At 39.9% G+C, this 25,903-nt stretch carries 16 protein-coding genes and 2 rRNA genes; 2 read left to right on the top strand and 16 right to left on the bottom strand.

Features of this window, described 5'->3' with window-relative positions; all coding sequences use genetic code 11:
* Window positions 1–150: 150 nt before the first annotated feature.
* The 7 genes from FFU37_RS18385 to FFU37_RS18355 form a co-directional block, all read right to left on the bottom strand.
* Window positions 151–3,040 (bottom strand): 23S ribosomal RNA (locus FFU37_RS18385).
* A gap of 297 nt (window positions 3,041–3,337) precedes the next feature.
* Window positions 3,338–4,873: ribosomal RNA gene (locus FFU37_RS18380) — 16S ribosomal RNA — on the bottom strand.
* The 16S and 23S rRNA genes sit together here, the layout of an rRNA operon.
* A 599-nt stretch (window positions 4,874–5,472) precedes the next feature.
* Window positions 5,473–8,394, bottom strand: coding sequence for a TonB-dependent receptor (locus tag FFU37_RS18375; protein WP_138490246.1), 2,922 nt, complete (start codon window positions 8,392–8,394; stop codon window positions 5,473–5,475).
* A gap of 292 nt (window positions 8,395–8,686) precedes the next feature.
* On the bottom strand, window positions 8,687–9,529 hold the full coding sequence (locus tag FFU37_RS18370) for an SDR family oxidoreductase (protein WP_002961275.1): 843 nt from the start codon (window positions 9,527–9,529) through the stop codon (window positions 8,687–8,689).
* 19 nt (window positions 9,530–9,548) lie between these two features.
* A complete protein-coding gene (locus tag FFU37_RS18365; RefSeq protein WP_002961276.1) occupies window positions 9,549–10,457 on the bottom strand; it encodes a helix-turn-helix domain-containing protein in 909 nt (302 codons plus the stop codon).
* 192 nt (window positions 10,458–10,649) lie between these two features.
* Window positions 10,650–11,348, bottom strand: a complete 699-nt coding sequence (locus tag FFU37_RS18360; protein WP_138490245.1) for a metallophosphoesterase — start codon at window positions 11,346–11,348, stop codon at window positions 10,650–10,652.
* 213 nt (window positions 11,349–11,561) lie between these two features.
* Window positions 11,562–11,810 carry a YfhL family 4Fe-4S dicluster ferredoxin gene (locus FFU37_RS18355; RefSeq protein ID WP_002961279.1) on the bottom strand — a complete coding sequence of 83 codons (249 nt, stop codon included), beginning with the start codon at window positions 11,808–11,810 and terminating at the stop codon, window positions 11,562–11,564.
* A gap of 259 nt (window positions 11,811–12,069) precedes the next feature.
* On the opposite strand from FFU37_RS18355, the gene FFU37_RS18350 reads away from it, so the two are divergent.
* Both FFU37_RS18350 and FFU37_RS18345 read left to right on the top strand, forming a co-directional pair.
* On the top strand, window positions 12,070–13,743 hold the full coding sequence (locus FFU37_RS18350; RefSeq protein ID WP_138490244.1) for a tyrosine-type recombinase/integrase: 1,674 nt from the start codon (window positions 12,070–12,072) through the stop codon (window positions 13,741–13,743).
* Between the two features lie 233 nt (window positions 13,744–13,976).
* On the top strand, window positions 13,977–15,428 hold the full coding sequence (locus FFU37_RS18345) for a tyrosine-type recombinase/integrase (RefSeq protein ID WP_239022746.1): 1,452 nt from the start codon (window positions 13,977–13,979) through the stop codon (window positions 15,426–15,428).
* Window positions 15,429–15,469: 41 nt separating this feature from the next.
* Here FFU37_RS18345 and FFU37_RS18340 read toward each other — a convergent pair whose 3' ends face one another.
* From FFU37_RS18340 to FFU37_RS20530, 9 genes are all read right to left on the bottom strand, one after another.
* The gene (locus FFU37_RS18340) at window positions 15,470–16,558 is read right to left on the bottom strand and encodes a cell division protein FtsZ (RefSeq protein ID WP_138490242.1); all 1,089 of its coding nucleotides are present in this window, start codon (window positions 16,556–16,558) and stop codon (window positions 15,470–15,472) included.
* 73 nt (window positions 16,559–16,631) lie between these two features.
* Window positions 16,632–17,531, bottom strand: coding sequence for a WYL domain-containing protein (locus tag FFU37_RS18335; RefSeq protein ID WP_138490241.1), 900 nt, complete (start codon window positions 17,529–17,531; stop codon window positions 16,632–16,634).
* Window positions 17,532–17,681: 150 nt separating this feature from the next.
* Complete coding sequence (locus tag FFU37_RS18330; RefSeq protein WP_138490240.1) at window positions 17,682–18,191, bottom strand: hypothetical protein; 510 nt, start codon at window positions 18,189–18,191, stop codon at window positions 17,682–17,684.
* A gap of 29 nt (window positions 18,192–18,220) precedes the next feature.
* Window positions 18,221–19,357, bottom strand: coding sequence for an HNH endonuclease (locus FFU37_RS18325; RefSeq protein ID WP_138490239.1), 1,137 nt, complete (start codon window positions 19,355–19,357; stop codon window positions 18,221–18,223).
* Complete coding sequence (locus tag FFU37_RS18320; RefSeq protein WP_138490238.1) at window positions 19,357–20,055, bottom strand: OmpA family protein; 699 nt, start codon at window positions 20,053–20,055, stop codon at window positions 19,357–19,359. Before FFU37_RS18320 ends, FFU37_RS18325 begins: the two co-directional genes overlap by 1 nt.
* Window positions 20,055–21,821 (bottom strand): coiled-coil domain-containing protein, encoded by a 1,767-nt coding sequence (locus tag FFU37_RS18315; RefSeq protein ID WP_138490237.1) that lies wholly within the window; start codon window positions 21,819–21,821, stop codon window positions 20,055–20,057. The genes FFU37_RS18320 and FFU37_RS18315 overlap by 1 nt, the downstream gene beginning before the upstream one ends.
* Window positions 21,822–22,201: 380 nt before the next feature.
* Window positions 22,202–24,136: a DUF262 domain-containing protein gene (locus FFU37_RS18310; protein WP_138490236.1), complete on the bottom strand. Its 1,935-nt coding sequence runs from the start codon at window positions 24,134–24,136 to the stop codon at window positions 22,202–22,204.
* Window positions 24,129–25,475 (bottom strand): DUF262 domain-containing protein, encoded by a 1,347-nt coding sequence (locus FFU37_RS18305; protein WP_138490235.1) that lies wholly within the window; start codon window positions 25,473–25,475, stop codon window positions 24,129–24,131. The genes FFU37_RS18310 and FFU37_RS18305 overlap by 8 nt, the downstream gene beginning before the upstream one ends.
* A 2-nt stretch (window positions 25,476–25,477) precedes the next feature.
* Complete coding sequence (locus FFU37_RS20530) at window positions 25,478–25,723, bottom strand: restriction endonuclease subunit S domain-containing protein (protein ID WP_024597946.1); 246 nt, start codon at window positions 25,721–25,723, stop codon at window positions 25,478–25,480.
* Window positions 25,724–25,903: the final 180 nt, after the last annotated feature.

Raw genomic sequence — 25,903 nt, 5'->3', positions numbered from 1 at the left:
GCAAGGTGCCTCAATGTTAACGCTACGCGCTAAGAGTCACCTCTTGAATTTGGAAAATATCTGATAATATTTTTTAAGTCTTTTCAGTAATATCTACTTTAGTCATATTAACTTCTGTCAAACTGTCGCATAAAACGCGTTTGGCGTTGTATGGTTAAGCCTCACGGGTAATTAGTACAAGTTAGCTTAATGGCTCACACCACTTCCACATCTTGCCTATCAACGTTGTAGTCTTCAACGGCCCTTCAGAGACTTTAAAAGTCTAGTGAGAACTCATCTCGAGGCCTGCTTCGCGCTTAGATGCTTTCAGCGCTTATCAGTTCCGAACGTAGCTACCGGGCAATGCCATTGGCATGACAACCCGAACACCAGCGGTTCGTTCACTCCGGTCCTCTCGTACTAGGAGCAACCCCTCTCAATTCTCAAACGCCCACGGCAGATAGGGACCGAACTGTCTCACGACGTTCTAAACCCAGCTCGCGTACCACTTTAAATGGCGAACAGCCATACCCTTGGGACCGACTTCAGCCCCAGGATGTGATGAGCCGACATCGAGGTGCCAAACACCGCCGTCGATATGAACTCTTGGGCGGTATCAGCCTGTTATCCCCGGAGTACCTTTTATCCGTTGAGCGATGGCCCTTCCATTCAGAACCACCGGATCACTATGACCTACTTTCGTACCTGCTCGACGTGTCTGTCTCGCAGTTAAGCTGGCTTCTACCATTACACTAACCGTACGATGTCCGACCGTACTTAGCCAACCTTCGTGCTCCTCCGTTACTCTTTAGGAGGAGACCGCCCCAGTCAAACTACCCACCAGGCACTGTCCGTAACCCCGATTCAGGGGCCAACGTTAGAACATCAAAACTACAAGGGTGGTATTTCAAGGTTGACTCCACAACAACTAGCGTCGCTGCTTCAAAGTCTCCCACCTATCCTACACATGTAGGTTCAATGTTCAGTGCCAAGCTGTAGTAAAGGTTCACGGGGTCTTTCCGTCTAGCCGCGGGTACACAGCATCTTCACTGCGATTTCAATTTCACTGAGTCTCGGGTGGAGACAGCGTGGCCATGGTTACACCATTCGTGCAGGTCGGAACTTACCCGACAAGGAATTTCGCTACCTTAGGACCGTTATAGTTACGGCCGCCGTTTACCGGGGCTTCGATCAAGAGCTTCTCCCTAAGGATAACCCCATCAATTAACCTTCCGGCACCGGGCAGGTGTCACACCGTATACGTCATCTTGCGATTTTGCACAGTGCTGTGTTTTTAATAAACAGTCCCAGCCACCTGGTCACTGCGGCTCCCGTCCGCTTAGAGAGCAAGTCTCATCACAGATAGGAGCGTACCTTCTCCCGAAGTTACGGTACGATTTTGCCTAGTTCCTTCACCCGAGTTCTCTCAAGCGCCTTAGTATTCTCTACCTGACCACCTGTGTCGGTTTGGGGTACGATTCCATATAATCTGAAGCTTAGAGGCTTTTCCTGGAAGTATGGCATCAACAACTTCATCACCTTAGTGACTCGTCTCGTGTCTCAGTCTTAATAGCAACCCGGATTTACCTAAGTCACCAACCTACTCACTTTCACATGGACTACCAACGCCATGCTTGTTTAGCCTGCTCCGTCCCCCCATCGCAATTATATCGAGTACAGAAATATTAATCTGTTTCCCATCGACTACGCCTTTCGGCCTCGCCTTAGGGGTCGACTTACCCTACCCTGATTAACATGGGATAGGAACCCTTGGTCTTCCGGCGTGGGAGTTTTTCACTCCCATTATCGTTACTCATGTCAGCATTCGCACTTCTGATACGTCCAGCATACCTCCCGGTACACCTTCAACCGCTTACAGAACGCTCCCCTACCACTCAGAATAAATTCTGAATCCGCAGCTTCGGTGCATAGTTTAGCCCCGTTACATCTTCCGCGCAGACCGACTCGACCAGTGAGCTATTACGCTTTCTTTAAAGGATGGCTGCTTCTAAGCCAACCTCCTGGCTGTCTGGGCCTTTCCACATCGTTTCCCACTTAACTATGACTTTGGGACCTTAGCTGGCGGTCTGGGTTGTTTCCCTCTTCACGACGGACGTTAGCACCCGCCGTGTGTCTCCCGGATATTACTTTACGGTATTCGGAGTTTGCAAAGGGTTGGTAAGTCGGGATGACCCCCTAGCCTTAACAGTGCTCTACCCCCGTAAGTATTCGTCCGAGGCTCTACCTAAATAGATTTCGGGGAGAACCAGCTATCTCCCGGTTTGATTAGCCTTTCACTCCTAGCCACAGGTCATCCCCTAACTTTTCAACGTTAGTGGGTTCGGTCCTCCAGTTGATGTTACTCAACCTTCAACCTGCCCATGGCTAGATCACCGGGTTTCGGGTCTATACCTTGCAACTAGTCGCCCAGTTAAGACTCGGTTTCCCTACGGCTACCCTATTCGGTTAACCTCGCTACAAAATATAAGTCGCTGACCCATTATACAAAAGGTACGCAGTCACCCAACAAGTGGGCTCCTACTGCTTGTACGTACACGGTTTCAGGTTCTATTTCACTCCCCTCACAGGGGTTCTTTTCGCCTTTCCCTCACGGTACTGGTTCACTATCGGTCAGTTGGGAGTATTTAGCCTTAGATGATGGTCCACCTATATTCAGTCAAAGTTTCACGTGCTCCGACCTACTCGATTTCACTTAAAATGTCTTTTCATGTACGGGACTATCACCCTGTATCGTGGCACTTTCCAGAGCCTTCCATTAACACATAATAAGCTTAAGGGCTGTTCCGATTTCGCTCGCCGCTACTTTCGGAATCTCGGTTGATTTCTTTTCCTACGGGTACTTAGATGTTTCAGTTCTCCGCGTTCGCCTCGTTAACCTATGTATTCAGTTAACGATACCTGCAAGCAGGTGGGTTTCCCCATTCGGAAATCCTAGTCTCAAGCGCTTTTTACTAGCTTGACTAGGCTTATCGCAAGTTAATACGTCCTTCATCGCCTCCAACTGCCAAGGCATCCACCGTGTACGCTTAGTCACTTAACCATACAACCCAAACGGGTCTTTGTTTTGTGACAGTTTAACTTCGCCAGAAGTCAATATTGAATACTAAAGTAGATACCAATCAATCAACGTAAAACGTTAATTAAATGGCACTGAATGGTACTGCTACCATTCTTTTTTTACTTTTGAAAACTCTTGATAAATACAAAGTATCTATCAGAATTTTATTATCAGCTTTTCCAAATTTTTAAAGAGCATATTAATTAGTTATTCCGAAGAACAAGCACTAATTAACAATCATCTGTGTGGACACTACGAACAAATAAGTTCTAAATCGTATAAGGAGGTGATCCAGCCCCAGGTTCCCCTAGGGCTACCTTGTTACGACTTCACCCCAGTCATGAATCACTCCGTGGTAAACGTCCTCCCGAGGGTTAGACTATCTACTTCTGGAGCAACCCACTCCCATGGTGTGACGGGCGGTGTGTACAAGGCCCGGGAACGTATTCACCGCGTCATTCTGATACGCGATTACTAGCGATTCCGACTTCATGGAGTCGAGTTGCAGACTCCAATCCGGACTACGACACACTTTAAGTGATTCGCTTACTCTCGCGAGTTCGCAGCACTCTGTATGCGCCATTGTAGCACGTGTGTAGCCCTACACGTAAGGGCCATGATGACTTGACGTCGTCCCCACCTTCCTCCGGTTTATCACCGGCAGTCTCCTTAGAGTTCTCAGCATTACCTGCTAGCAACTAAGGATAGGGGTTGCGCTCGTTGCGGGACTTAACCCAACATCTCACAACACGAGCTGACGACAGCCATGCAGCACCTGTATCAGAGTTCCCGAAGGCACCAAACCATCTCTGGTAAGTTCTCTGTATGTCAAGTGTAGGTAAGGTTCTTCGCGTTGCATCGAATTAAACCACATGCTCCACCGCTTGTGCGGGCCCCCGTCAATTCATTTGAGTTTTAACCTTGCGGCCGTACTCCCCAGGCGGTCTACTTAATGCGTTAGCTTTGAAAAACAGAACCGAGGCTCCGAGCTTCTAGTAGACATCGTTTACGGCGTGGACTACCGGGGTATCTAATCCCGTTTGCTCCCCACGCTTTCGTACATGAGCGTCAGTGTTGACCCAGGTGGCTGCCTTCGCCATCGGTATTCCTTCAGATCTCTACGCATTTCACCGCTACACCTGAAATTCTACCACCCTCTATCACACTCTAGTTTGCCAGTTCGAAATGCAGTTCCCAGGTTGAGCCCGGGGCTTTCACATCTCGCTTAACAAACCGCCTGCGTACGCTTTACGCCCAGTAATTCCGATTAACGCTCGCACCCTCCGTATTACCGCGGCTGCTGGCACGGAGTTAGCCGGTGCTTCTTCTGTCAGTAACGTCACAGCTAGCAGGTATTAACTACTAACCTTTCCTCCTGACTGAAAGTGCTTTACAACCCGAAGGCCTTCTTCACACACGCGGCATGGCTGCATCAGGCTTGCGCCCATTGTGCAATATTCCCCACTGCTGCCTCCCGTAGGAGTCTGGGCCGTGTCTCAGTCCCAGTGTGGCTGATCATCCTCTCAAACCAGCTAGGGATCGTCGCCTTGGTGAGCCATTACCTCACCAACTAGCTAATCCCACTTGGGCCAATCTAAAGGCGAGAGCCGAAGCCCCCTTTGGTCCGTAGACATTATGCGGTATTAGCAGTCGTTTCCAACTGTTGTCCCCCACCTCAAGGCATGTTCCCAAGCATTACTCACCCGTCCGCCGCTCGTCAGCAAAGTAGCAAGCTACTTTCTGTTACCGCTCGACTTGCATGTGTTAGGCCTGCCGCCAGCGTTCAATCTGAGCCATGATCAAACTCTTCAATTAAAAAGTTTTATGTCTTTCGACAGCTCAATGAATTCTGAATTTTTTAATATCTTTCGATATTGAATTGACTGTGCCGAAGCAACTTATAAATAAGTTACTTCTGTTGGTCACTCAGTTTTCAATTGAGACTCTAATTTGTTTGCCTCACTACCTAAGTAGGTTGGCTGTTAGAACTCAATCTGTACGAGTGCCCACACAGATGATTGCTTTATATTGTTAAAGAACGTTTTGAGTCGCTTTATCGTCTCAAGGGATGCGAATAATACACCCTTTATTTTTCGAGTCAACACTTTGTTTTAAACTTTCTTTTTAGAAGATTTAAAACCGAAGTTTTATTTAACTCTCTGAGTAGTTCGAGCCTCGCTATGCGTTGCTGTTTCCCGTCTCAGTGGGGTCGCATTATAGGGAGAACAGATTTTTACGCAAGCGTTTTATTGACAAAACTTTAAATAAAGCACTGTTCGCTGAGAATTTGAGCTAAACGCATTAAAAACACAACATAACTAGCACTTTATTAACATTTAACGCCTATTAAAGTGTTTGTTATGGCCTACGCTATCAAAAAATACCGTCTACAGACCTGCTATTAAGTCATTTAGCTAAAAGCTATAGTTAAAGCCCGCGTAAAAACGACGACCTGAGTAGCTAGTATTGAGTAATCGCGCATCGGTGTCATTTCCTAAACGCGTTACTGATTCAGATTTAGTTAAATTAATAACCGCTGCGGTAAAGCTAAGCCCGTCGTATAAATTTACGGATGCATTTACATCGAGTTGTTCGTAAGGGTCTTGGTATACATTTAATCCGCTATTTAAACCGAGTACTGTTTCGCCGCGCTTATTATAAGAAGCACGTACATTAAAATAATCTCCTTCATAATAAACAGAGGTGTTGTACTGATACTTTGCACTACCTATTAAGGCCGACTGACCAAATTCTTCACCATTAATTGTTACATCTGCTTTATTGGTTTTGTTATAAGTGTAATTTGCGTAAAAGCCAAAACCACTATCAAAGGCATGCTGAATAAATACTTCCGCGCCTTTTGATACTGCATCGGTGCCATTACCTACAGTGCTGTAAGGGGCTATATTAATAGTCCCTGCATCCACTATATTATTTTTACCAGCAAAGTTTTGCTCTACGTCGATCACCAGTGGCACAACAAAGTTATCTACTTTTTTATGAAAAAGTGCCAGCCCAACAGCTGAACCTTCGCCATAATAATACTCAATAGATAAATCGGCTTGAATTGATTCAAATGGTTTCAAGTTTTTATTTCCGCCACTACCGCTAAAACCAGGAAGCTCGTTAAATGCGGCTCTATCTTCTGCCCATTCATCTGATACATAAGTAATGCGCTGCTGCGCACCTAAATCACTATAGTCAGGACGAGATATTACTTTAGCTATTGCCCCACGAATAACTAAATCGTCGGTTGCATCCCACGCTATATTAAAGCTTGGCAAAACTTGAGTGTCTTTGTTTTGCTGAGTGACTAATTGATAGTCTTCTACAAAACGAGCGTCACCTGTTACTGGCTCACCTGTTTCATCATTTGTGTGATCTAATTGGTAGGTATATAAGTCAGTAGATGAAGTAAATGTTTTTGTTTGCACAACACGCACGCCCAAATTACCTCTTACTTCAATAAATTCAAAATCACCTTGTATGTAAAAAGCCGATATTTTTTCTTCTATATCGTAAACAAAGTTATCTTCAATGCGCGTATAAGGTACATAACTAGCAGTGACCATATCGCGATATTTATTCCAGTCGATACTTGGCATTTGGTTTATATCAAAACCACCTGCAATATTATTCTCACTAGTAAATACATTTTTAGCTAATGGCATTCCACCATTCCACTGGTAGCTATCAAAACGGGTAATACCTTGCTCACTTGCTTCCCCTGCAGCAATATCAAAATTTGGATCTAAAAAGAAGGTGTTGCCGGTTTCACGGTGAAGAGTTGAATTGCGGTATTTAACACCGGTTCTAATTGTTTTTAAAAAGCCCCAATCAACATAAAAATCCACATCAGCTTGGTAGTAATCTTCTTCTAGCTCACTGCGTACAAAGCTTGAGTTTGAAGAGCCCGCATCACGACCGCCTCCAACTCCATTTTGTAAATTAACTAATGTGTTAGGGTCGATATTAAGTGACACATTATTTTGATTGAGTGACCAGCCTGCCGTTTGAGCTGCGTTTTGAATAGTGGCTGCGTCTTCGCCCGCGTTAGAACTTTTATACGCCGCTTCCCAGCTTTCTTCTGGGCCGCCCTCTGATTGTGTATTACCAATTACAAAGCGCGCTTTAAAATTATCACCTTCATAGGTTAAATTAAAATCAAAGGTATCGGAGGTAGATTCCTCACGTACGTAGCTGCCACGCATCCACGGAAATTGCATATCATTTTCGACACCACTTGCCATTGCATCGTATTGCATACCAGTAACGATAGTGCCCGACTCATCAAGATTTACATCCGTCAAAAAATCAGGATTTAAAGACCACTCTGGTATATCAATCACAGATTCTGTTCTGTCTTGCCCAAGTGTAAAACCAAAATAATTAAAGCCAAGCTCTAAACGATCTGTTGGTCGCCACTGTGAACTAAATTGAATCCCTTCTCGCTCACGTTTTTCGTTAAGAACAGAACCTCGAACAACTTGCGGAAACCAAACGCCATCGTAACTGTTATCGTTAGCATCATTAATAGTATCCCAACCGTTATTGTTATCAACTGTATTACCATGTATATCTGTTGCTTGCCCAGTGCCAGTATAGCGCCATACATTAGCATCAGTACCGCCCGAAAGCGTTCTGTTTGTCCGTTCCTGATAGGTATAGCCAACTAATACACCAAAGTTTTCGTTGTCGTTTTTCCATGAATATAAACCCGTAAACTGCGGTTCGTACTCTTTTGTAACATCAGCGTAAGTACTCTCGACATTAAATACACCCGAGTTTGCATCCATATTTAAAGGCTTTCGGCTGTGCATTAATACAGTGCCACCAACCCCACCTTCATCTAAGCGTGCCTCTGGCGATTTATAAACCTCGACACTTTCAATCATTGAAGACGGTAACAAAGCATAATCAAACGAACGCGAAGGCTCCCCTGGAGAAGATGCTATAAAATTACCATTAAGCTGTGTAAAGGTAAGTTCTGACGATAAACCACGAATACTGACAGATGAACCTTCCCCGCCGTCACGCTCAATTACCACACCGGGTACACGCTGAAGTGAGTCTGCAACGTTTTTATCAGGGAACTTTCCAATGTCTTCAGCGGTAATTGCATCAACTACAGATCCCGACATACGTTTTACATCTAAGTTTTCGGCCATACTTGAACGGATACCACGTACTTCTATTACTTCCATATCTTTTGCGTGCTGCGAGTTTTCTTGCGCTGCAAAAGCACACGTAGAACCCAAAGCAGAAAAAATTGATACATAAAGTGACGACTTACAAAACGTTGAAAAAGGGAAAGGGTATATGCTTGCTACTATCATGTGAGAGGCTGTTCCATTTAAATCTGCTTATATAAAACCTAAAGCGAGAAGTTAGTCCTTTTACGTAAATTATTTACGAAATGGCAAAAATTGTTCCCAATTCTACACAGCCAAACTTAACCGTTTGTTAATCATCAATATTAAAACTAAATAAACGTCTCATATAACTGTATTGATACCTATTGGATGAAACTTAAAATCCAACCCACACATCAAAACCACTCTTAATTAACAAGCTAAGAGAGGCTTTGTTGAATTTAAATATTTATAGCTTAAAAACAAATTATTCAAATCACCATGAAATCACTTTTTGCTGCTGAAGTTTACCAGTAGGATCTGCTTGCGTTTTAAGTTCACAGAACTCATTTGCCCAAATTGATGTACGCGCTCTTATTGGTGGTTCTTCACTATTTACACATTCCATAACCACATTAGCTACTTCGTCTACTGTTTGAAATACGTCAGCAGAGCGACCTTGAGCACTCGCAATGTACTGCTCTAATATTGGTTTATATTCATCATCTACAATGCCACCAGTTTGCTGAAACTGTGCTAACGCATTATTTGCAAATTCAGAGCTAATACCACCAGGCTCTACATTGGTAAAATTGATATTAAATGCTGGTGTTATATAAGTTGCTACCGATTCAACATAACCTTCAAGTGCGAACTTAGCTGCGCAGTAAATTTCATTAAAAGGTTGACCGACAAGACCGCCTACTGACGATATATTCACAATATGCCCTTGGCGTGCTTTACGCATATGCGGCAAAACAGCTTTTGTACAGCGTACCACTCCTAAAAAGTTTACATCCATTACCCACTGAATGTCTTGCTCTGTAGTTTGTTCGGTTGTTCTTATATACCCTGCCCCTGCATTATTTACGAGTAAATCTATTTGTCCTTGTTCATCTATAACGTCAGTAATACATTGCTCAATACTTAGTGTATTTTGCACATCTAAATACTTTATTTCAGCTTGCACATTCGCGTTTTGAAGAGCGACTTCAAGTGCACCTTTTTTATCTAAATTACGCATAGTTGCCACAACAAAATAACCTTGTTGTGCTAGTTTTACGACAATGCTAATACCTAAACCAGTCGATGTACCGGTTACAATTGCTACTTTTTTCATCTTGTTTCCTGCTACTAAGTTAGTGCTGACTAGCACGGTACTGTGAGGGCGTTAGACCTACTTTGTTTTTAAATAATCGGGCAAAGTATTGCGGGTACGCGAAACCTAATGCATAAGCAATACTTGCAACAGAGTCGCTACTTTCTAATAAGCTATTTTTTGCTTTATCAATTAAATGATTATGAATGACTTGTTGTGCGGTTTGTCCGGTTTCTATTTTTAATGCATCTGTTAAATAGCGACTAGTCATATTTAGTGAGTCAGCAAGGGTATTAACACTCGGAATTTCATTGTTGTTATTGAGCACTAATAGCTCATCAAATTTTTCCAAAAACGAATCAACAATTGCGCTATGGGATTCTTTTCGCAATAAAAACTGTCGACGATAAAACCGTTCTGCATAGTTAAGCAAAACATTGATGTGTGCTAAAAGAATGTCACGGCTAAATTCGTCGTAGCTGAGCTTTGATTCGCTTTCTATATTCGCAATTACATTGGCAATTAAACGTTGCTCTTTTGGCGAAAGATGAAGTGCTTCATTAACGGCATAACCAAAAAAAGAAGCCTTTTTGAGTGCAGTACTTAGTGCATGGCCACGAATAAAATCCTCATGAAATACAATTGTTTTCCCTTGAGACTCAACAGTTACACCATTGCTATAAAATGTTTGCTGTGGAGAAAAAAACAATAATGTACCGCTACTACAATCATATTTAGTTTGCCCATATACAATCTCTCCTGCAGTCACCTTTTTTAGAGAAATAGCATAAAAATCGGTGCTAATAACACTTTGAGTATTTAAACATGCTTGGTAATTGTTTTGTGATGAACTGTCTGTTGTTGAAATGGCAAAAAGCGGATGCTCCGGCGCAGGTTTTCCAAGCGCGCTGTAAAAATCTGTGATATTACTAAAATGTACTTTATTCATAGGCCATCTCACTTTGGTTGCTGATAAATAGTTTATAGGCTTGATAAAATAATTACAGTGCACAAATCATCATAAAGTGTATACAAAAAAACGAAGGGGATAATTAGATGTGGTAGTCAGCAGTTTATACTTTAGAAAGCAAAACTGCCGGATGATATTTGAAAGAAGTAACAATTGCTAAATAGCGCTTGGTTAACCAAGCGTAGCAATAACCTCTGAAAGCTCAAGTAATGTCGGCTTTCCACCATAATAATTTGTATCTATATGATAACTATTACCAACCCAAAAAGGCGCTTTAGTTGAGTTATGTCCATGTATTGAAAAGTCGACTCCATGACTTTTAACTACCTTATTTTGTTTAACTACTTCGCGATCCCACAATAGAGATTGCACAATTAGCGATTTATCATCAGGGTAATTTTCCCAATCCCACGATTGTGCAAATGTATGAGACAACCCTATTGTATAACCACGATACTCTAGTACTATTGAAAGCGGTTTAGTTAGTAACTCATCGCACATGACATTGAGCTTTTCACTTGATACCGACTTATGCCAATTGCCACCATTGTCAGTCCATAATTTTAAAGCCGCTTTATCATTACTTAATAATGATTCCAACATTAAATGCTCATGATTACCTAATATCATACATGCCCTAATGGCTTGTAAGTATGTAAATAAGTCATATGTTTTATCCCCGCGATCAACAAAATCGCCTAGGCAAAACAAAGTATCTCTTTCAGGGTCAAAATTCACGTTATTAAGTGCGTTTTTTAAGGCCGGTAAATCACCATCAAGATCGCCAATTACAAATACTCGGCACTCATCATTAATAAATATGGCTTGTTTTGAAGATACAGCCTGAATAGCGTTAATACCTATATCCAAAATAGACTCCTATAGAATGCAATCTAAAACTTAGATTAATACTTGAGTTTATAAAGCCTTAAGGTAACACAATATAGTTGATAATTAATGAAGGTAATAAGATTTGATTGAAACTAAAAATGCATGACAGCGGACTTTTGCTACAAGCTAAATAAGTAATATAGATAGTTTTTAGCCAATAGTAAAAAGCGGCTTAGCAAAATACCTGACGAGTTATTTGCCAGTTACCCGCACAAATTTTTCTGCTAATTCGTCCAAAGTTTCACGCTTATTCGGATCGGGCTTTATGCAGTCAATAGGGCAAACACTTACGCAAGTAGGTTTATCATAATGCCCTACACACTCAGTACATTTACTAGCATCTATTTGGTATATCTTCGCGCCCATATAAATAGCCTCATTAGGGCATTCTGGGTCACACATGTCGCAGTTAATGCATTTACTATTTATGAGTAGAGCCACTGTTTAGCCTTTTCAATTAATATCATTATAAAACAAAAAGATAGAGTTAAACTAAATGTTTTTTGACTACTTTTTACACAAGTCCAGTTCAATAATAAACCTTTATTTTTCTTTAAATCGTAGCACACATTCGTAACACACCATTTTATTTTTAGGTGTAAATTGCAGCCACGAATTATGCCTATTTTTCTCTGTTGCTTTGTTGATCTCAATCAATAAAAATCGCCGCAAGGCCTTTATTTATATAGGTTATTACAAAGTGAAGCACTCTTTATCAACGCTTACCAAAGTTCAATACACGAAAGCTAAACTAGAATGGAACCAGCTCAAACCTCCATTTTCTATGCAGCACATAAATCGGTGTGCTACGCTGGCTCAAAATATCATATTTTTTGAAGAAAAAAGTGCAGATAAACAAAGCCTTAGACCTAGTCGGACTAAAAGATTATCGAAATACGAAGCGCAACACCATATTCGACTAATTTTCACCAAGTCTGGCGCTGCTATTTTCTACTCTAACTTCCCTAAATCATCTGGCATAGCTAATACCAAATTAGGTGAAGCACCTGAATTAACAATAGCAAAAGCACGAAAGCTTACTGAGCAAATGAAGTATGGCGTTTTAAATAATCATAATATTAAAACTGTGTTTGATGCTTATGAACAAAGCTTAATAGAGCGCCATAACACTGCACCTACCAAATTTGCAGCTTCATCGCTCAGAACATATCAATGCAGAATAAAAAAGCTCAGGCATCATTTCCCACTTAAGCGTGCGTTCCAATCTCTTACAGCTGGAGAGTTAGAAAAGATTGTAGATTTAATTATCCAGACAGAGTCCAATAACCAGGCAATCGAGCTTTTTGCACAGATTAGAAGAGTATGGCGATTTGCTAAGAACAAATTTAACTCAGGTAAAAACCCAGCAGCTGATATCGATGACTTTTACGTATCTGACCGTGTAGAAAGCCCTCGTCCTTGCCAAGTTTATACTGACTTAGATTCAATAGCTGAATTGTGGATAAACCTCGCGTCTGCACCAAATGTACATCAAAAAAATGCAGCTCGATTCATGATTTTGACAGGTATACGCCCTATTAATATTCCACAAATGAAGTGGGAGTGGCTCAATAGTATCGACTTCCCAACATTAATTACCTTTCCGGCATCTGTTGTCGGAGTTCGTGGAGAAATGAAAAACCAAAAAGAATATAAATTGCCCTTAACCAAAGCCATGCGCGCCATTATTTTAGAGCAGAGAGACTGGATGGAAAATGCACTCCCTAACTGTAACCCTGATCACATATTTCTTCAGCCTCGCGATCTTAACAAACCATTTGCTAAAAGGTCGCTGGACAAAATCATCAAAGATTACTCCCCTGTTGATGCAGTAAAAGGAGATAAAAGAAACATTGTAATGAAAGGATCTGCGGGAGCATTTTGCACAATGTGCCGAAGTTTTTTTAAATCCAACGCAAAAGCGATTATGGTTGCCAACGGCTATCATTTTAAACACGCTGAGGAACTCACAAGACTCGCGCTTCATCACCTAAGAAAAGAGGACGATCCAAACGGCTTAAACTATGATAAATCTGAAGAGCTATTTGGCACTTCAACAAAGCTAAAATTTAATGTATTCAAAATTCATGAAGCTAGTATTTTAAAAAGAGCTAAAGAGCTTGAAAATCAGCAGCTAAGACTTACAGGAATGCAGAGTAAACAGGCTAGTAATCTAGAAGAAAACAGCCAAAAAAAAGCACTGAGAGATAGGATTAAAGCACATCTAGTTTACAAGCGCGGTTATGTAAACTTCATTAATCAGCCACTTGGTGATACGGGCAGAGTAACAAAAGATTTGATCTTAACCGAAGAAGGAAGAGCTGTCGTTGAGAGATATTTAAATGACCAAGAGGCCAAAGTAAAAAATAATTAAAAAAGTTTAATTTCGACTTACCAAAGTTTTTGTAAAAAAAATTAATTTCATATCATTGCCTTATTAGAGCGATACCTCATCAATTATTTGATGATTTTAACTTTTTTAAGGTTTTTATATTAATGGCAACATCAGTATTAAATTCAATAAAACCATGTGAGGTCACGATTAAAAGTCGTGACCTTTGCATGGCTGAATTTAATGCATTTAAGCCACCCTACAATGACGAGTCAATGGAAGAGCTAGCCAGTCTTGCGACTATTATATTATCGCAGGAAAAAGGTAGAAGACTTTCAAAGTATCAGCTTAAAGATCAAATAAGAATTGTATTCCAGCATGATGGCATTATTAAATTTTTTACTCATTTTAAAAAAGAACATGGCATAAAAAACACAAAGATTGGTGATTCTAATAATATGAGTTTTTCAGCAGCGAAATCAAAAGCGGCCGAAATATACAAAAAGAACACCTCTAATTACACATTCGAATTTGTAGTGAGTAAACAAATAGAAAACTTACAGGCAATTAATAAACATAGCCCTAGCAAGTTAGCTGAAACCACAGTAACAACATACACCTCTTACCTTAATGCAATTCAAAATGCATTTGGTAAAAATACGCTATTTCAGACTATTACGCCTGAAATAATAGAAGCAACGATTGACCAACTACTAACAGAGAAAAGTGGTCCGCATGTGGCTAAGTTATTCGAGCAAATGAAAAAACTGTGGGTGTTCGCAAAAAATAAATATAATAATGGCGATAATCCATTCCTAGAAGTAGACAATAATTATATATCTTCTCGAACGGCGAAGCCTATTCCTTGTAAGGCATATACTGATATATCTCTAATTTCTCAGCTATACATAAACCTAAAAACAGCTAAAAATAATACATTAATAAATGCCGTACTACTGATGATGTTTACTGGGCTAAGGCCCATAAATATTTGTAATCTGCGTCTGTCGTATATAGATGATTTAAATAATCCTAAATTTTTAACGTTTCCTGAAACAACCCATACCACTCGCGGTGCTATGAAAAACCAAAAAGAGTTTAAAATACAACTCACACCCGAGATGAAAAAAGCGATACAACAAGAATTAAAATTAAACCCAGACAGAAACCGCTCCTATTTATTCTGCAAGGTTAAAAACGGCTCAAACCCCATAAGTAAAGAGAGTTTAAACCGAGCTCTTAAATATCATGCACCAAAAAACATGGTGGCGGCCCCGCGAGATAACATAAATATAAAAGGCTCAGCCGGCGCATTTCCAACACTGCTTCGCAGCTTCTTAAAATCGCATATGAAAGAAGTGCTAACTAAAAAAATTGGCTCATCAACGATTGCTGAAATTGAGTCTAAAAAAATGCTTCATCACTCTGTTTCAGAGCACGATCCAATGAGTAAACATTATGACCACTCGAATAAATTATATAATACTGATATTAAAGCACTTTATAAAAACTTCTCACTATTTGAGAAGGAAGTACTTAAAGAAGTAAAAATACAGGCTAAGTTAAAAAACAAAACGACACAAAAATCATTTTTTAAATTTGATAATTCAAATACATTTATCGCCAACGTCAAAAGCACAATAAATGCATATTCAACTATCTGGAGTAATATAATCCAGCAAACCCAAAAGCTTAAAAAGAGCCGCCCTTTGCAAATATTAGAGTAGCGCTTACATATTGCTATACAGCGTTGTCGTTATTTACAAACCTATAAAGAGCTTTTACTAGGTGGTGCAGATTGATTTCTTATAAAAGCAGGGATGTCAAAAATATCAGATGGCTTTGGCTTAGTGGCGACTACTTTAGAGCTTGACTCACTTTTAGTGTCATCAAGTACCATTTTAGAACTCGCGCCCGTAGCAATAACCAGTAGCTCATAATTGGTTGCTAAGGTTTCTATTTTTGAAACACCACAAATAACTAACGCGTTTGGGCTTACCTGCTGACGCACAGTATCAGTAATGAGGTTATAACTACCGAGTGAAATTTCATCTTTGCAATTTACTTGTATTATTACACCCGTACTTGATGACATATCAACTTGATTAACTAACGGGTTGTTAAGTGCCTCATCAAGCGCAGTAGTTAGCTCGCTTTCTTCATTACACTTGCCTACGCCAAGTACAGCATCGCCTTGGCAATCCATAATTTTCGCAAAATCATTTAAATCAACGTTTATTAAGCCTTGATAGCAAAGCATGTCGATGAGTGATTTTATCAGTGAGTGGAGTATTTGGTTTGAATGTTTAAACGCATCGAATAATCCTATATCGTTACCAAGCACCTCAATCAGTTGATCGTTTGGGAGAGTAATAACCGCATTAGCATGCTCTTTAAGCTCATTTAAACCTGCTTGCGCTATATTATTTCTAAACTGCCCTTCACTACTAAATGGTAATGTAGCAACAAATATAATGGGCTTACCTTGCTCACTAGCAAGTTGTGCAATATACGGGCTAGCGCCAGTCCCAGTACCGCCCCCCAACCCTGTTGCACACAGAATTATATCGCAGCCATTAATTAACGTTAAAAGCTGATCTTTACTTTCTTCTGCCGCTTGTAGTCCAACTTTAGGGTCGGCTCCTGCACCATAACCATGAGTTAGCTCAGCACCTATTAGTACTGCTTCATCACTCTGTGTATGTTCAAGTACCACTTTGTCGGTATTAACGCTGTACAAGTGCGCCTGCTCAGACTCGCGTTGTTCAAAAATACTGTTAAGCGAATTACAGCCACACCCACCAATGCCAAATACACCGATTGATAAACCATCATTTTGTTGAATTAATTGAAACATAATCACTCCTTAACTTTTAAAGGAGCATAACAAATAGGTGCGTCAATTTTTGACGCACCCAAACTAGTTAGAGTTATTTATAAATATTTGCGGCCAGTTTAAGCTTTGTAGTGATTCTTTGGCGCAGCTTTTCAGGTTTAACAACCTCGAGCCAATGGGCACATTTAAATAGCTCATCGGTCAATTGCTCGCTATCAATAGTTTGGTAGGTAAATAATACGTTTTTATCGTCAATCTGTTGCTTGTCAATCAGCTCGCCAAGCTCAATAAACCCTTGATTAACTGCAGAATGACTGGGTACTTTTACAATTAACTCGATCGCTTCTTGCTTCATACCTTTACTAATCGCACTGCGCAGCGACTTTAACTGCTCAGTGCTTGGCTCTCGTCGTGTTTTTTGCAGTACCTGCACATTGCGAATACGGTAAACCGGCATCTGGTAACATTTATCGTGAAGCTTCCCCATCATAAACTGCGCCATTAACACACCGCCTTGCTCAACTAAGTTGTAAAAACTCAACTCAGCAAACTTCAACCAATGTGCTTCATCGTAAAGTACCCTATAAAGTTCAGCGCTCACTGCACGCTTATGCTTAATCGCATGCTCAATTTGCGCCACTAACTGAGCATCAATATTCACTTTTAACGAAGGCTTAGGAAGGGTTGCAAGCCAGTCAGGTACATGCCCATTAAAACGTTTAAGAGCCTGCTCTGCTTTAGTATGCACAGAGCGTTTCACATCGCTCGGTACAGATTGCGGTAGTAACTGCTCTAGCAGCAAATAAAGCTCTGCAATATCGCTGCTCATTACTTTTGAGTTACCACCTCGCCACTGCGCATTGATTGACCAGCCATAGGGCTTACTGCGGGTATCTTTTTCAAGCCCAAAGCAACCTTGCTCGTAAAGTGATTGGAGGTCTCGCTGTAGCATACGGGTTGAAATATCAAAGCCAAACTGGTTGAGTTTAACCATTAATTCATGTGAGGAGATATACCTAGGGCTCAAGGGAATAATATCAAGAATTGTACTTTGCCTTAAAATGAGCATTTTAATCACTTATAGAGCTATGGTTAATTAGTTTAAAACAACTATAAAGATAGTAGCTTTCAGAAATATCTATTATTACGGAGCTCTAACTTCTAATTCACAGGCTATCTTAATCTGCTCTATATGCTTGTTGTTCAATTCTATTTCCCTATCAATACGCTCTATTTCATCTTGTAGATTGCGCTTTTCTGAGCCTAGCTCTGCATGGTTTAACTTCATTTCAAAGGGTATTTTTTCTATTTTCAACGATTGTATCTTAGCTATATAGGCCTTCGTTCGCTCTCTGACTAGCTCGTGTACTTTATTTTTAATTTCTAAGTTTCTATTAAATTCACTTATACCTTCAGTAACATCATCTAAAAAATTACTTGTGCCTAGTAGCGCCTGAGTAGCTGCAGATTTACTATCATCATAAACTTTCTGTACCTCAGCCTTTGGTTTTGTGCACTTCATGATTAGGCCTGAAATGACCAAAAGTGGTAGAGCTATATAGGTTAGATAAACCCCTACATAAGTAACAGTAAATAGTGTTAGCAAATAAAGTGCTAATGTAAGCCAAAAAACAAAGCTTGCTTTAGAGTGCATATAAATTAATCCTTTAAAATTAAAATTTCTTATCTAATTTGGCGTTGAAAATTCTCAAAGTTATTTAAGGCGTCGAATGCAGTAAATACAGTCCAGCCGTGTCTTCTTAATATATTAGAATTACTCATATTAATAAGCACCGCTACTTTTCGCCTTGGCCAGCAAAGATCGATTGAAACAAATGTTTCCCTATCTTGAATAACAATCCCGAGCTCAGCACCTGGTAACCTAGTCGACTCACATTTTTGCAGAAGGCCATCTAATGCTGTATCCGCACACTCTCGCAGATTATCGTAATTAAACACGTCAAACTTATGTTGTTCTCGTCTTAGCTGGTTAATTTTGAGAATATCTGAGTTGCTTACATATATATGGTCATGATGTGGCTGCTTTTTATGGCAATCTGCACAAAGTACTCTCAAATTATCTCGTTCATTTTCTGCTTTATTCCCATTGATATGATGAGTATGTAAGAGCCTTTTTTCAGATTTAAGGTCAACGCCGCATTGCTCACATGTGTAATTTAAATCGCTTCTTAACTTAGCCGAAATTGATGGCCAATCTGGCGTATAACCGCTTGTGTGTTTCTTACTGTTAACAGGCAAACTTTTAAAGTAGGAGCTATAAACTTCGAAGAATTGTTCAAACGAAAAATTATTAAATACTTGATTTTTAACTTGAGGGCTTTGCGTAGAGTAACCCTTGTAATTGAGAATTTTTAAGCAGTTTTTACATACACCTAAATCAGCTTCCCCCTCTGTATTAGAGCCTCCTCTGTAGCTTGAGCCAAATACAGGAAAAAAGCCATCAACGCGATTAATTACATCATAGCGTTTAAACCGGCCAGTTTCTCGCATCAACTCAAGAGTAGAACACTCTGCCACATGGATACGTCGCCCTAATTTACCATTAGACAACACGGCTTCAATATCATCGCCTTGATCAGGTATATAAAGCATAACTTGATGGCCATCATAGTTTAGTACACCGTTTGACCCATCGATTTCATCTAGCTGTACATCTTTTCCTAAGATTATCCCTTTTTTTAGAAGATCGTCGAAGATCGTAATTTCAGGGGTATCACTGGTTATAAAAAAGTCTGTAACAACTTGCCCTAAAGGTGCTACCGCTCTATGTAACGCACTAAAATCAACGGTTAGCTTCATTACTGCGCCTCCAGTATCCGTTTTATTTGAATGTCAGCATTAGTAATAGCCCTAAAAGATACCCGCCTTGACCTTGCAGCATCTTCAACACCATTCTCTTTAATTAAACGTGAAGATGAAAAACCAACTGCAGCAATATTAGCTTTAATCCAATCAGATTCATTAGGCATAAGTGCATAACCATACTCTAATACAGAACGTGTTCGTCCCTGAGATAGTCGCATATTATAAAAGTATGCTTGCGCTTCTGTAGAGCCTCTTAAACCAACACTTGAAGTATGGCCCTCAATACGAATTTCATCTAAAGAGTCTCTAAACGGGGCAAGCACGTTGATATAACGGGGGAAAAAGTCGTTTAATATTTCTTTATATGCGTTGCTTAATCGAGTTTCATTATTAGCAAATAAAACATCTGGAGATTGAAAGTTAAACGCTAACGTTTCTTTGTCTATTGTTGCTCCCCACTTATCAAGGTCTTTTTCAAATTCGCTTTCTAGCGCTTCATATATGGCAACTTGATTTTGTTGGTAAGCAACAGCAACATCTTTAATCTTGTCGTTTTCTTTTTGAGTTATCATCATAAAAACAATAGCTATAAACAAGAATACAACCATTAGACCAGCCATCAAATCTGATACTGTTAACCAATGGTCACCACTATCTTGAGAGGTGTTTTGAGAGCCAAATATCTTTTCCATTACATTACTCGCTGACTTACAACTTCATTCATAGCTTTAGTTAGCTTAATGTAATCATCAACAAATTTACCGCTTACCTGTGCAAGTGCTTTACCCATTTCGTTCATTACACGGCTTATTTCTTGCTGCATCGCAGTATCAATAAGTTTTAGTTGCGAGTCTACGGCTTCGCCAGTCATACCAACCTGCTTTTTAACCTCATTTTCCATTGCATCAAAGGTACGTTTAGCTTGGTTAATTTGCTGTGTAGCTGCATCGTCAATAACTTCATTAAGGCGTTGCTGAAGTTTTTCAGCTGACTTAACCACAGTGTCACGCACCTGCTCTGTATCTGTTACAAGGTTTTGATTAGCTTGCTTCATAGTTGAAGTAATGTCTTTAGCGTCTTCCACTAATTTTTCAATCATGTCTCGCATATTGTTATTTAGGTCAGTCACCGTATCTTGTAGGTGCTGCTTAATTACTTCAGTTTGCGACTGTAAATGATCAGATGTTGTCTTTAAGCTTTCGTTAGTTCGAGCTGTATTATCTGTAAACTCATTGCCTGCAGTTTGGATTTCTTTACCAATCTTATCCGAGCTTTCAATCAAACGCTCACCAACACTATTAATGCCTTTCTCTGTTTCATGAGCAAACTTGTCTAATAAATCATTAGATGTCTGAACGTGAGCTTTTATGTAATCGTCTGATTGCGTAAGAAGGGTTTTATAATGGTCACTCGCTGTTGTTACAGCAGCCGATATATCGTTCACTGTAGCTTCAACTTGTTTTTGAATTTGCGGGACGGCTTCAACAGCTTTATCGCGCATATCTTTAAAGGCCTCTAAGTGGCGTTCAAGCTCAGCTAATTGATGTTGATTAACTTCCATAACACCTTTTAATTCACCCATCGATTGAGGAATTATTTGGCTTTGCTCACTAATATGAGCAACAGATGATTCAGTTGCAGAAATTGAAGCAACACCATGAGCATATTGGTCACTCATTTCTTTAAGCTGAACTTTATAGTTTTCTTGCCATTCAACTAATTTAATTACCGCTTCATTTAATTGTTTAAAGTTATCACCAAACTGCTCTGTTAAGTTGTTATTAAAATCACTAATCACCTGTTTTAGCGCCTCAATAACTTGCTCTGTAGCTGACTTTGATAAAGTATCTGCAAAGTCTTGTAGTTTAAGCCATAGCCTTTCACTAAACACCTCAAAGTTCTCTTGTTGTTTTACTGCTTGTTCTTGGGCAATATTTATCGATGTTTTTGCATTATCATTAATATCACCACGTAATATTTTTAATTGCCCAAACAGTGTTGACTCTTCATTACCAACAATCGCCTCTTTTAAAACTTTTGTTTCTGCAACCTGCGCTTGCATAGCACCTAATATCGCCTCAGGTGTTGCATGAGAAATGCTATCTTCTAGTTGCTTAGGTTTTAAGAACGAAAACGTAGACAGTGTTTTAAACACTAAAGATAAAAATATACCCGCTAAACTTGTAATAAATGCCGTTTTTAAACCTGCTAGTAATAACGGAATACTGGCTTCTATATCATTTTGATTAAACTCTAATAAACCAAGAACTATACCTAAAAAAGTACCAAATATACCCATCGTAGTTAATAGTGTTGGAACAAACTGAACAAACTCAACTTGCCTAGCCTTTTTGGTGTAAAACAAACCTGAACCAAAAACAAAAAGCATTAAAATTAATACTGCACCGCTAACAACGTTTGTATCAAAACTGCGTAGTAAACTTTCTAGTATATCCATATGATTTATCTTGTGTACTCTCGTAATTAAATAGACAACTACTTTGAAACCTCAAAGCAGAAAACACGCATTAATGGCGAGGAAAAGAATTATAAAGAGGTATAAAATTAACAGTGGGGATCTGGTAGTACTGCTCGGCTTTTATCCATAAAATCTTTAAGTTCCCTTTCGCCATCCACAACTAAAATAAAGCAATACTTTAGTCGTGGCGAGATAGTATATAAATCAACTGTGATAAGCAAAAAAATAATCATAAACAACTAAAAAAGCAGGTTATACAACCAAGTTTTAAGCTTATATTCAGCAGCATTTATTGTTCAGCTAATATTAACCATTAATTATCAGCCGTGTTATTAAGTAACTCGACTTATCGCTGTAGCTCATATTTTTATTGCGGATAAAACCTTTAACATGGCCGATTCATGTTTTTCGATATTTTTTCGACCTAGTCCCACGGGGCCCCAGTCATCGTAACTCATCATAATCGCTTGCTTTAAACTCTCGGCACGATTGTTCTCACGATAGAAGGATTTTTTATCCTGCGGAGAGTAATTGCTAAGCCTCGAGTTACTACTTGGCGAAATTAAACATAAATTTCCAAAGCGATCGACATCCTCCATTTTGCTTGCACCTGATGGATCGGTTTGCGGGAAGTAATGCTCAACAGAAGTTCTGAAACTAAACTGAAAATCATCAAAGTGCTTTTCAAGCTCTTTTTTACCTTTACCATCAAATGTTTCACCATCTGATAAACGCCTCCACAAAAGGTAATCCAACCGATTAAACACAAAGTTCTGAACCCCCGTTCCTTGATGTAATACGCCTAAGCTCTCTTTATTAAGCTCTAAACATTGACCGCCGGTGATTTCTTCAAAATAGCGATCGCTTAAGCGTTCAAGCTCAGTTAAGTAAACCTCTCCATCAATGCTTAAATCCGCATCATGTGTAACATTCCTATTCAAAATACTTAGCGCATCATTTAACCAGCGCTTATAAACTAAGGCTGGGTTTGATACATGAAACATTGCTAATATCATGCGCAGCTTTTCATTTAGTGAGTCTTGGTTTTTACCAAAAGAGGTATTATAGCTAGAGCTTGTGCTAGTACCGCTCGAATTAGCTACTAGAGTTTGTAGGCTCCACTTACGCTTTTCATTATGTTGGTCTGGCTTGATGATGTAGCTATCAAATAGAACTCTGTACTTAAGCAACTCATATACAAAGGTTTTGGTCTCAACTCTCAAGCCATTATCTTTACTGATAAACGCATCAAGTAATTTTTTATCATCAAGCGATACCCCTTTAATCTCAGGCATCAACTTGAGTACATGAAGTAAGAAATTTGAAAAGTCGATAACCGTGCCAAAGCGCTCTTCTTTCTCGCGCTCTTCATCATCGGTATTTTCACTGGGTGTTTTGTTGTCGATAATTTCGCGAAGTGTCATTGCATCTTGTTTTTGCTGTTTACTCGTATGCTTTGCTTGAATCGCATCAAAGCTTTTTGGCATAGTTTGCCAATTGTCACCAAATACTTCTTTACGCAAATCAGATTGAAAACCCATCTGGGTATAGCGCGACATATTCGAGCAAGCATCCCAGATGGTTGAAAAACAGTTTCTTTCATCATCATTGCTCAGTGTAGCCATGAATTTCGCTTTCAATACTTCGTGTTTTTCTAGTTGCTCACCACGGTTATTCATGATCTCAAAGTAGTGATTAAGATCGGTTTGCGGTGGCACAACGACTCTCAATATAGTGACGTTATCTAACAGGTATTCGCAAAACTGCTTAATTTTAGCTTCTGTATCTAGCCCTTTGGTTTTGAAGTAACGCTGAATAATGTTCAACGCAGCATGAATGTTAGGCTCTTCAGGCTCGCCACTTGACTTACCTATATAAATATCTTCTAACGCTCTAGAAGATTTTGGTCGACTATCAAAAGTTAGATTAATGTCTACCCCTGCTAGATCACTCTCACCCAATACTTTTCGATGTTTTAGATACGCCAATAAAATAGAGAGCGTGGTATGCCTTTGCTGTCCATCAATGGTTTCGTATATCACATTTGATTGCTGTGAGTGAGTTGTGCGCTGATACACAACAAGACTACCTAGGTAATATTTTGCTTGTTTTACGCTAACAGTTTCACCTGGCTGAGTATTAAGCCCTGCGGCATCACTAATATCTTGAATAAGCTGCTCGATCTCAGGCGCACCCCAAGCGTAATTCCGCTGATAAATAGGGATAATATATTCAGTTTTCTTATCGAAAAGCGCCCTAACGGATAACTGTTCTACTTGGTTCACATCACTCATTGATACTTCCCGATTTCATTGCTTCAATAGATGCCTGCACGTCCTTAGCATTATTAAACTTAGGCTCTTTGATACAAGGTGGTTGAAAGTTCAACACCTGTTGAGGGTGGACGGCTTTGCGAATTGCTCTAAATAACCCACTACGGCTTTTCGCGTGGTTATCAACTGATTCCATACAGATGCGTTGCAATTCAAGGCGTAAATAATATGCCCAGCGATAACAAATCTGCGTCGCTTTTTCTAACTCCACATCACCAAATTTGTCGAAGTAATACATCACGGTACACAAAAATAAATTACGCACATAGCTATCCCCTTTACGGTGACTGCCACTGTACCTAGTGTAATTATTAACGAATGAAGCAAGTCTTGCCTCGTTGCCAACAAACAAGCTTGTGTGAATGGCCATATAATGCTGAATATACTCAAAAAATCGCTTACCGTTGATCATCACCTGTTCTACTTGAAATGGATAACTCTTGGTTTGCTTGTCCCATTTTCGCGCAGGATCGCCATTAAAGGTTTCAACCGCGTAATCGAGCGCCAGCATTGCATCCACATAAGCGTACTGGGTGTTATCCAGGTTGATCCCCTTGAATACATCAATGTTATGACGACTAAACGTAATGCCATAATCACCGTCAATCCATCGGCGCATACGGAACAAGAACTCCCCCATGATGGTGTGCAAATTGGCTGAATCATCATCAGGGTTAACGCCTTGCTCCCAAAGGCTTACATGGTGCAAGCGTTCTGTTTGTGTCGTGGCGTCCATCATTTCACGCAGGTGATACGCTTTGAGTAAATCGTGCGGCGCAAGGGCTTTACCACGGGCATTCTGAGAATCAAAAAACTGAAACGCTTCACTCAAATCATCTAATGTCACTTGAATAAGCTCGCACTTGTTAAGCACAAAATTAAGCAATTCCTGCTTTTCGGGGGCAGTCAAACTTGCTACTCGTTCAGAAATGATCTGAGCATTATTTTTGAGGTTGTCGATACTGACTGATGATTCAAACTTATGTTCAAGCAAAGTGGATGAAATAGCTTTCTCAGCCCCATCAAGAATGGTGCAAAGCAGCGTTAAACTGAGCAGCCGCTGCTGCCCATCAACGATGTTCAGTGTCTGTTTTTTATTCTCATTCACTGATTCTTTATCTTGATGCAATACAACAGTACCGAGCCGATAACACGGCTTAGTGCGGTGATTAAAAATATCATCAATTAACTGATTAACGTGCTTAGGCTGCCATTTGTAAGGCCGTTGGTACTCAGGAATCGTGAGTTGTTGCGCTAACAACTGCGCAATAGTTTGTGGTTTGTTGAAGACAATTGCCATAGTTACAACGCCTTTGCGATTATGGCATCGGTGAGGTGGAGTTTAGTCGTTTGTGCGTCGGTTAAACGGGCTTTAAGTTGATCGCACAGCGCCATTAGTTCATCGACTTTAGTCACGATGCGTTTCAGCTCTTCTAAAAGGGGAACTGTAACTAGTAATGAACCTATATGAGTTTGATTAACCGTTTTAAAGGCAAGTAGAATAAACTTACTGATTATATCGGTTTCGCTGAGCTTTCTTTTATCCATAACTTAAACCATCCCTAAATACTACGCTATGAGTGCGCACAACTCGTTGATTCAACGTGTTTCGTGCTGTTTAGTGATGCTATATAAAATAGGGTTAATAAGCAAAAATAAAAGGTAAATTAAAACGAGAGACACTGTCTCTCGTTTTTACTTTGGGTTTATTTTTTTAAGGCGTAATAC

Origin of the sequence: Pseudoalteromonas distincta, from assembly GCF_005877035.1 — a bacterium.
GTDB lineage: Bacteria > Pseudomonadota > Gammaproteobacteria > Enterobacterales > Alteromonadaceae > Pseudoalteromonas > Pseudoalteromonas distincta.
This window is presented reverse-complemented; position numbering and strand designations above follow the sequence as displayed.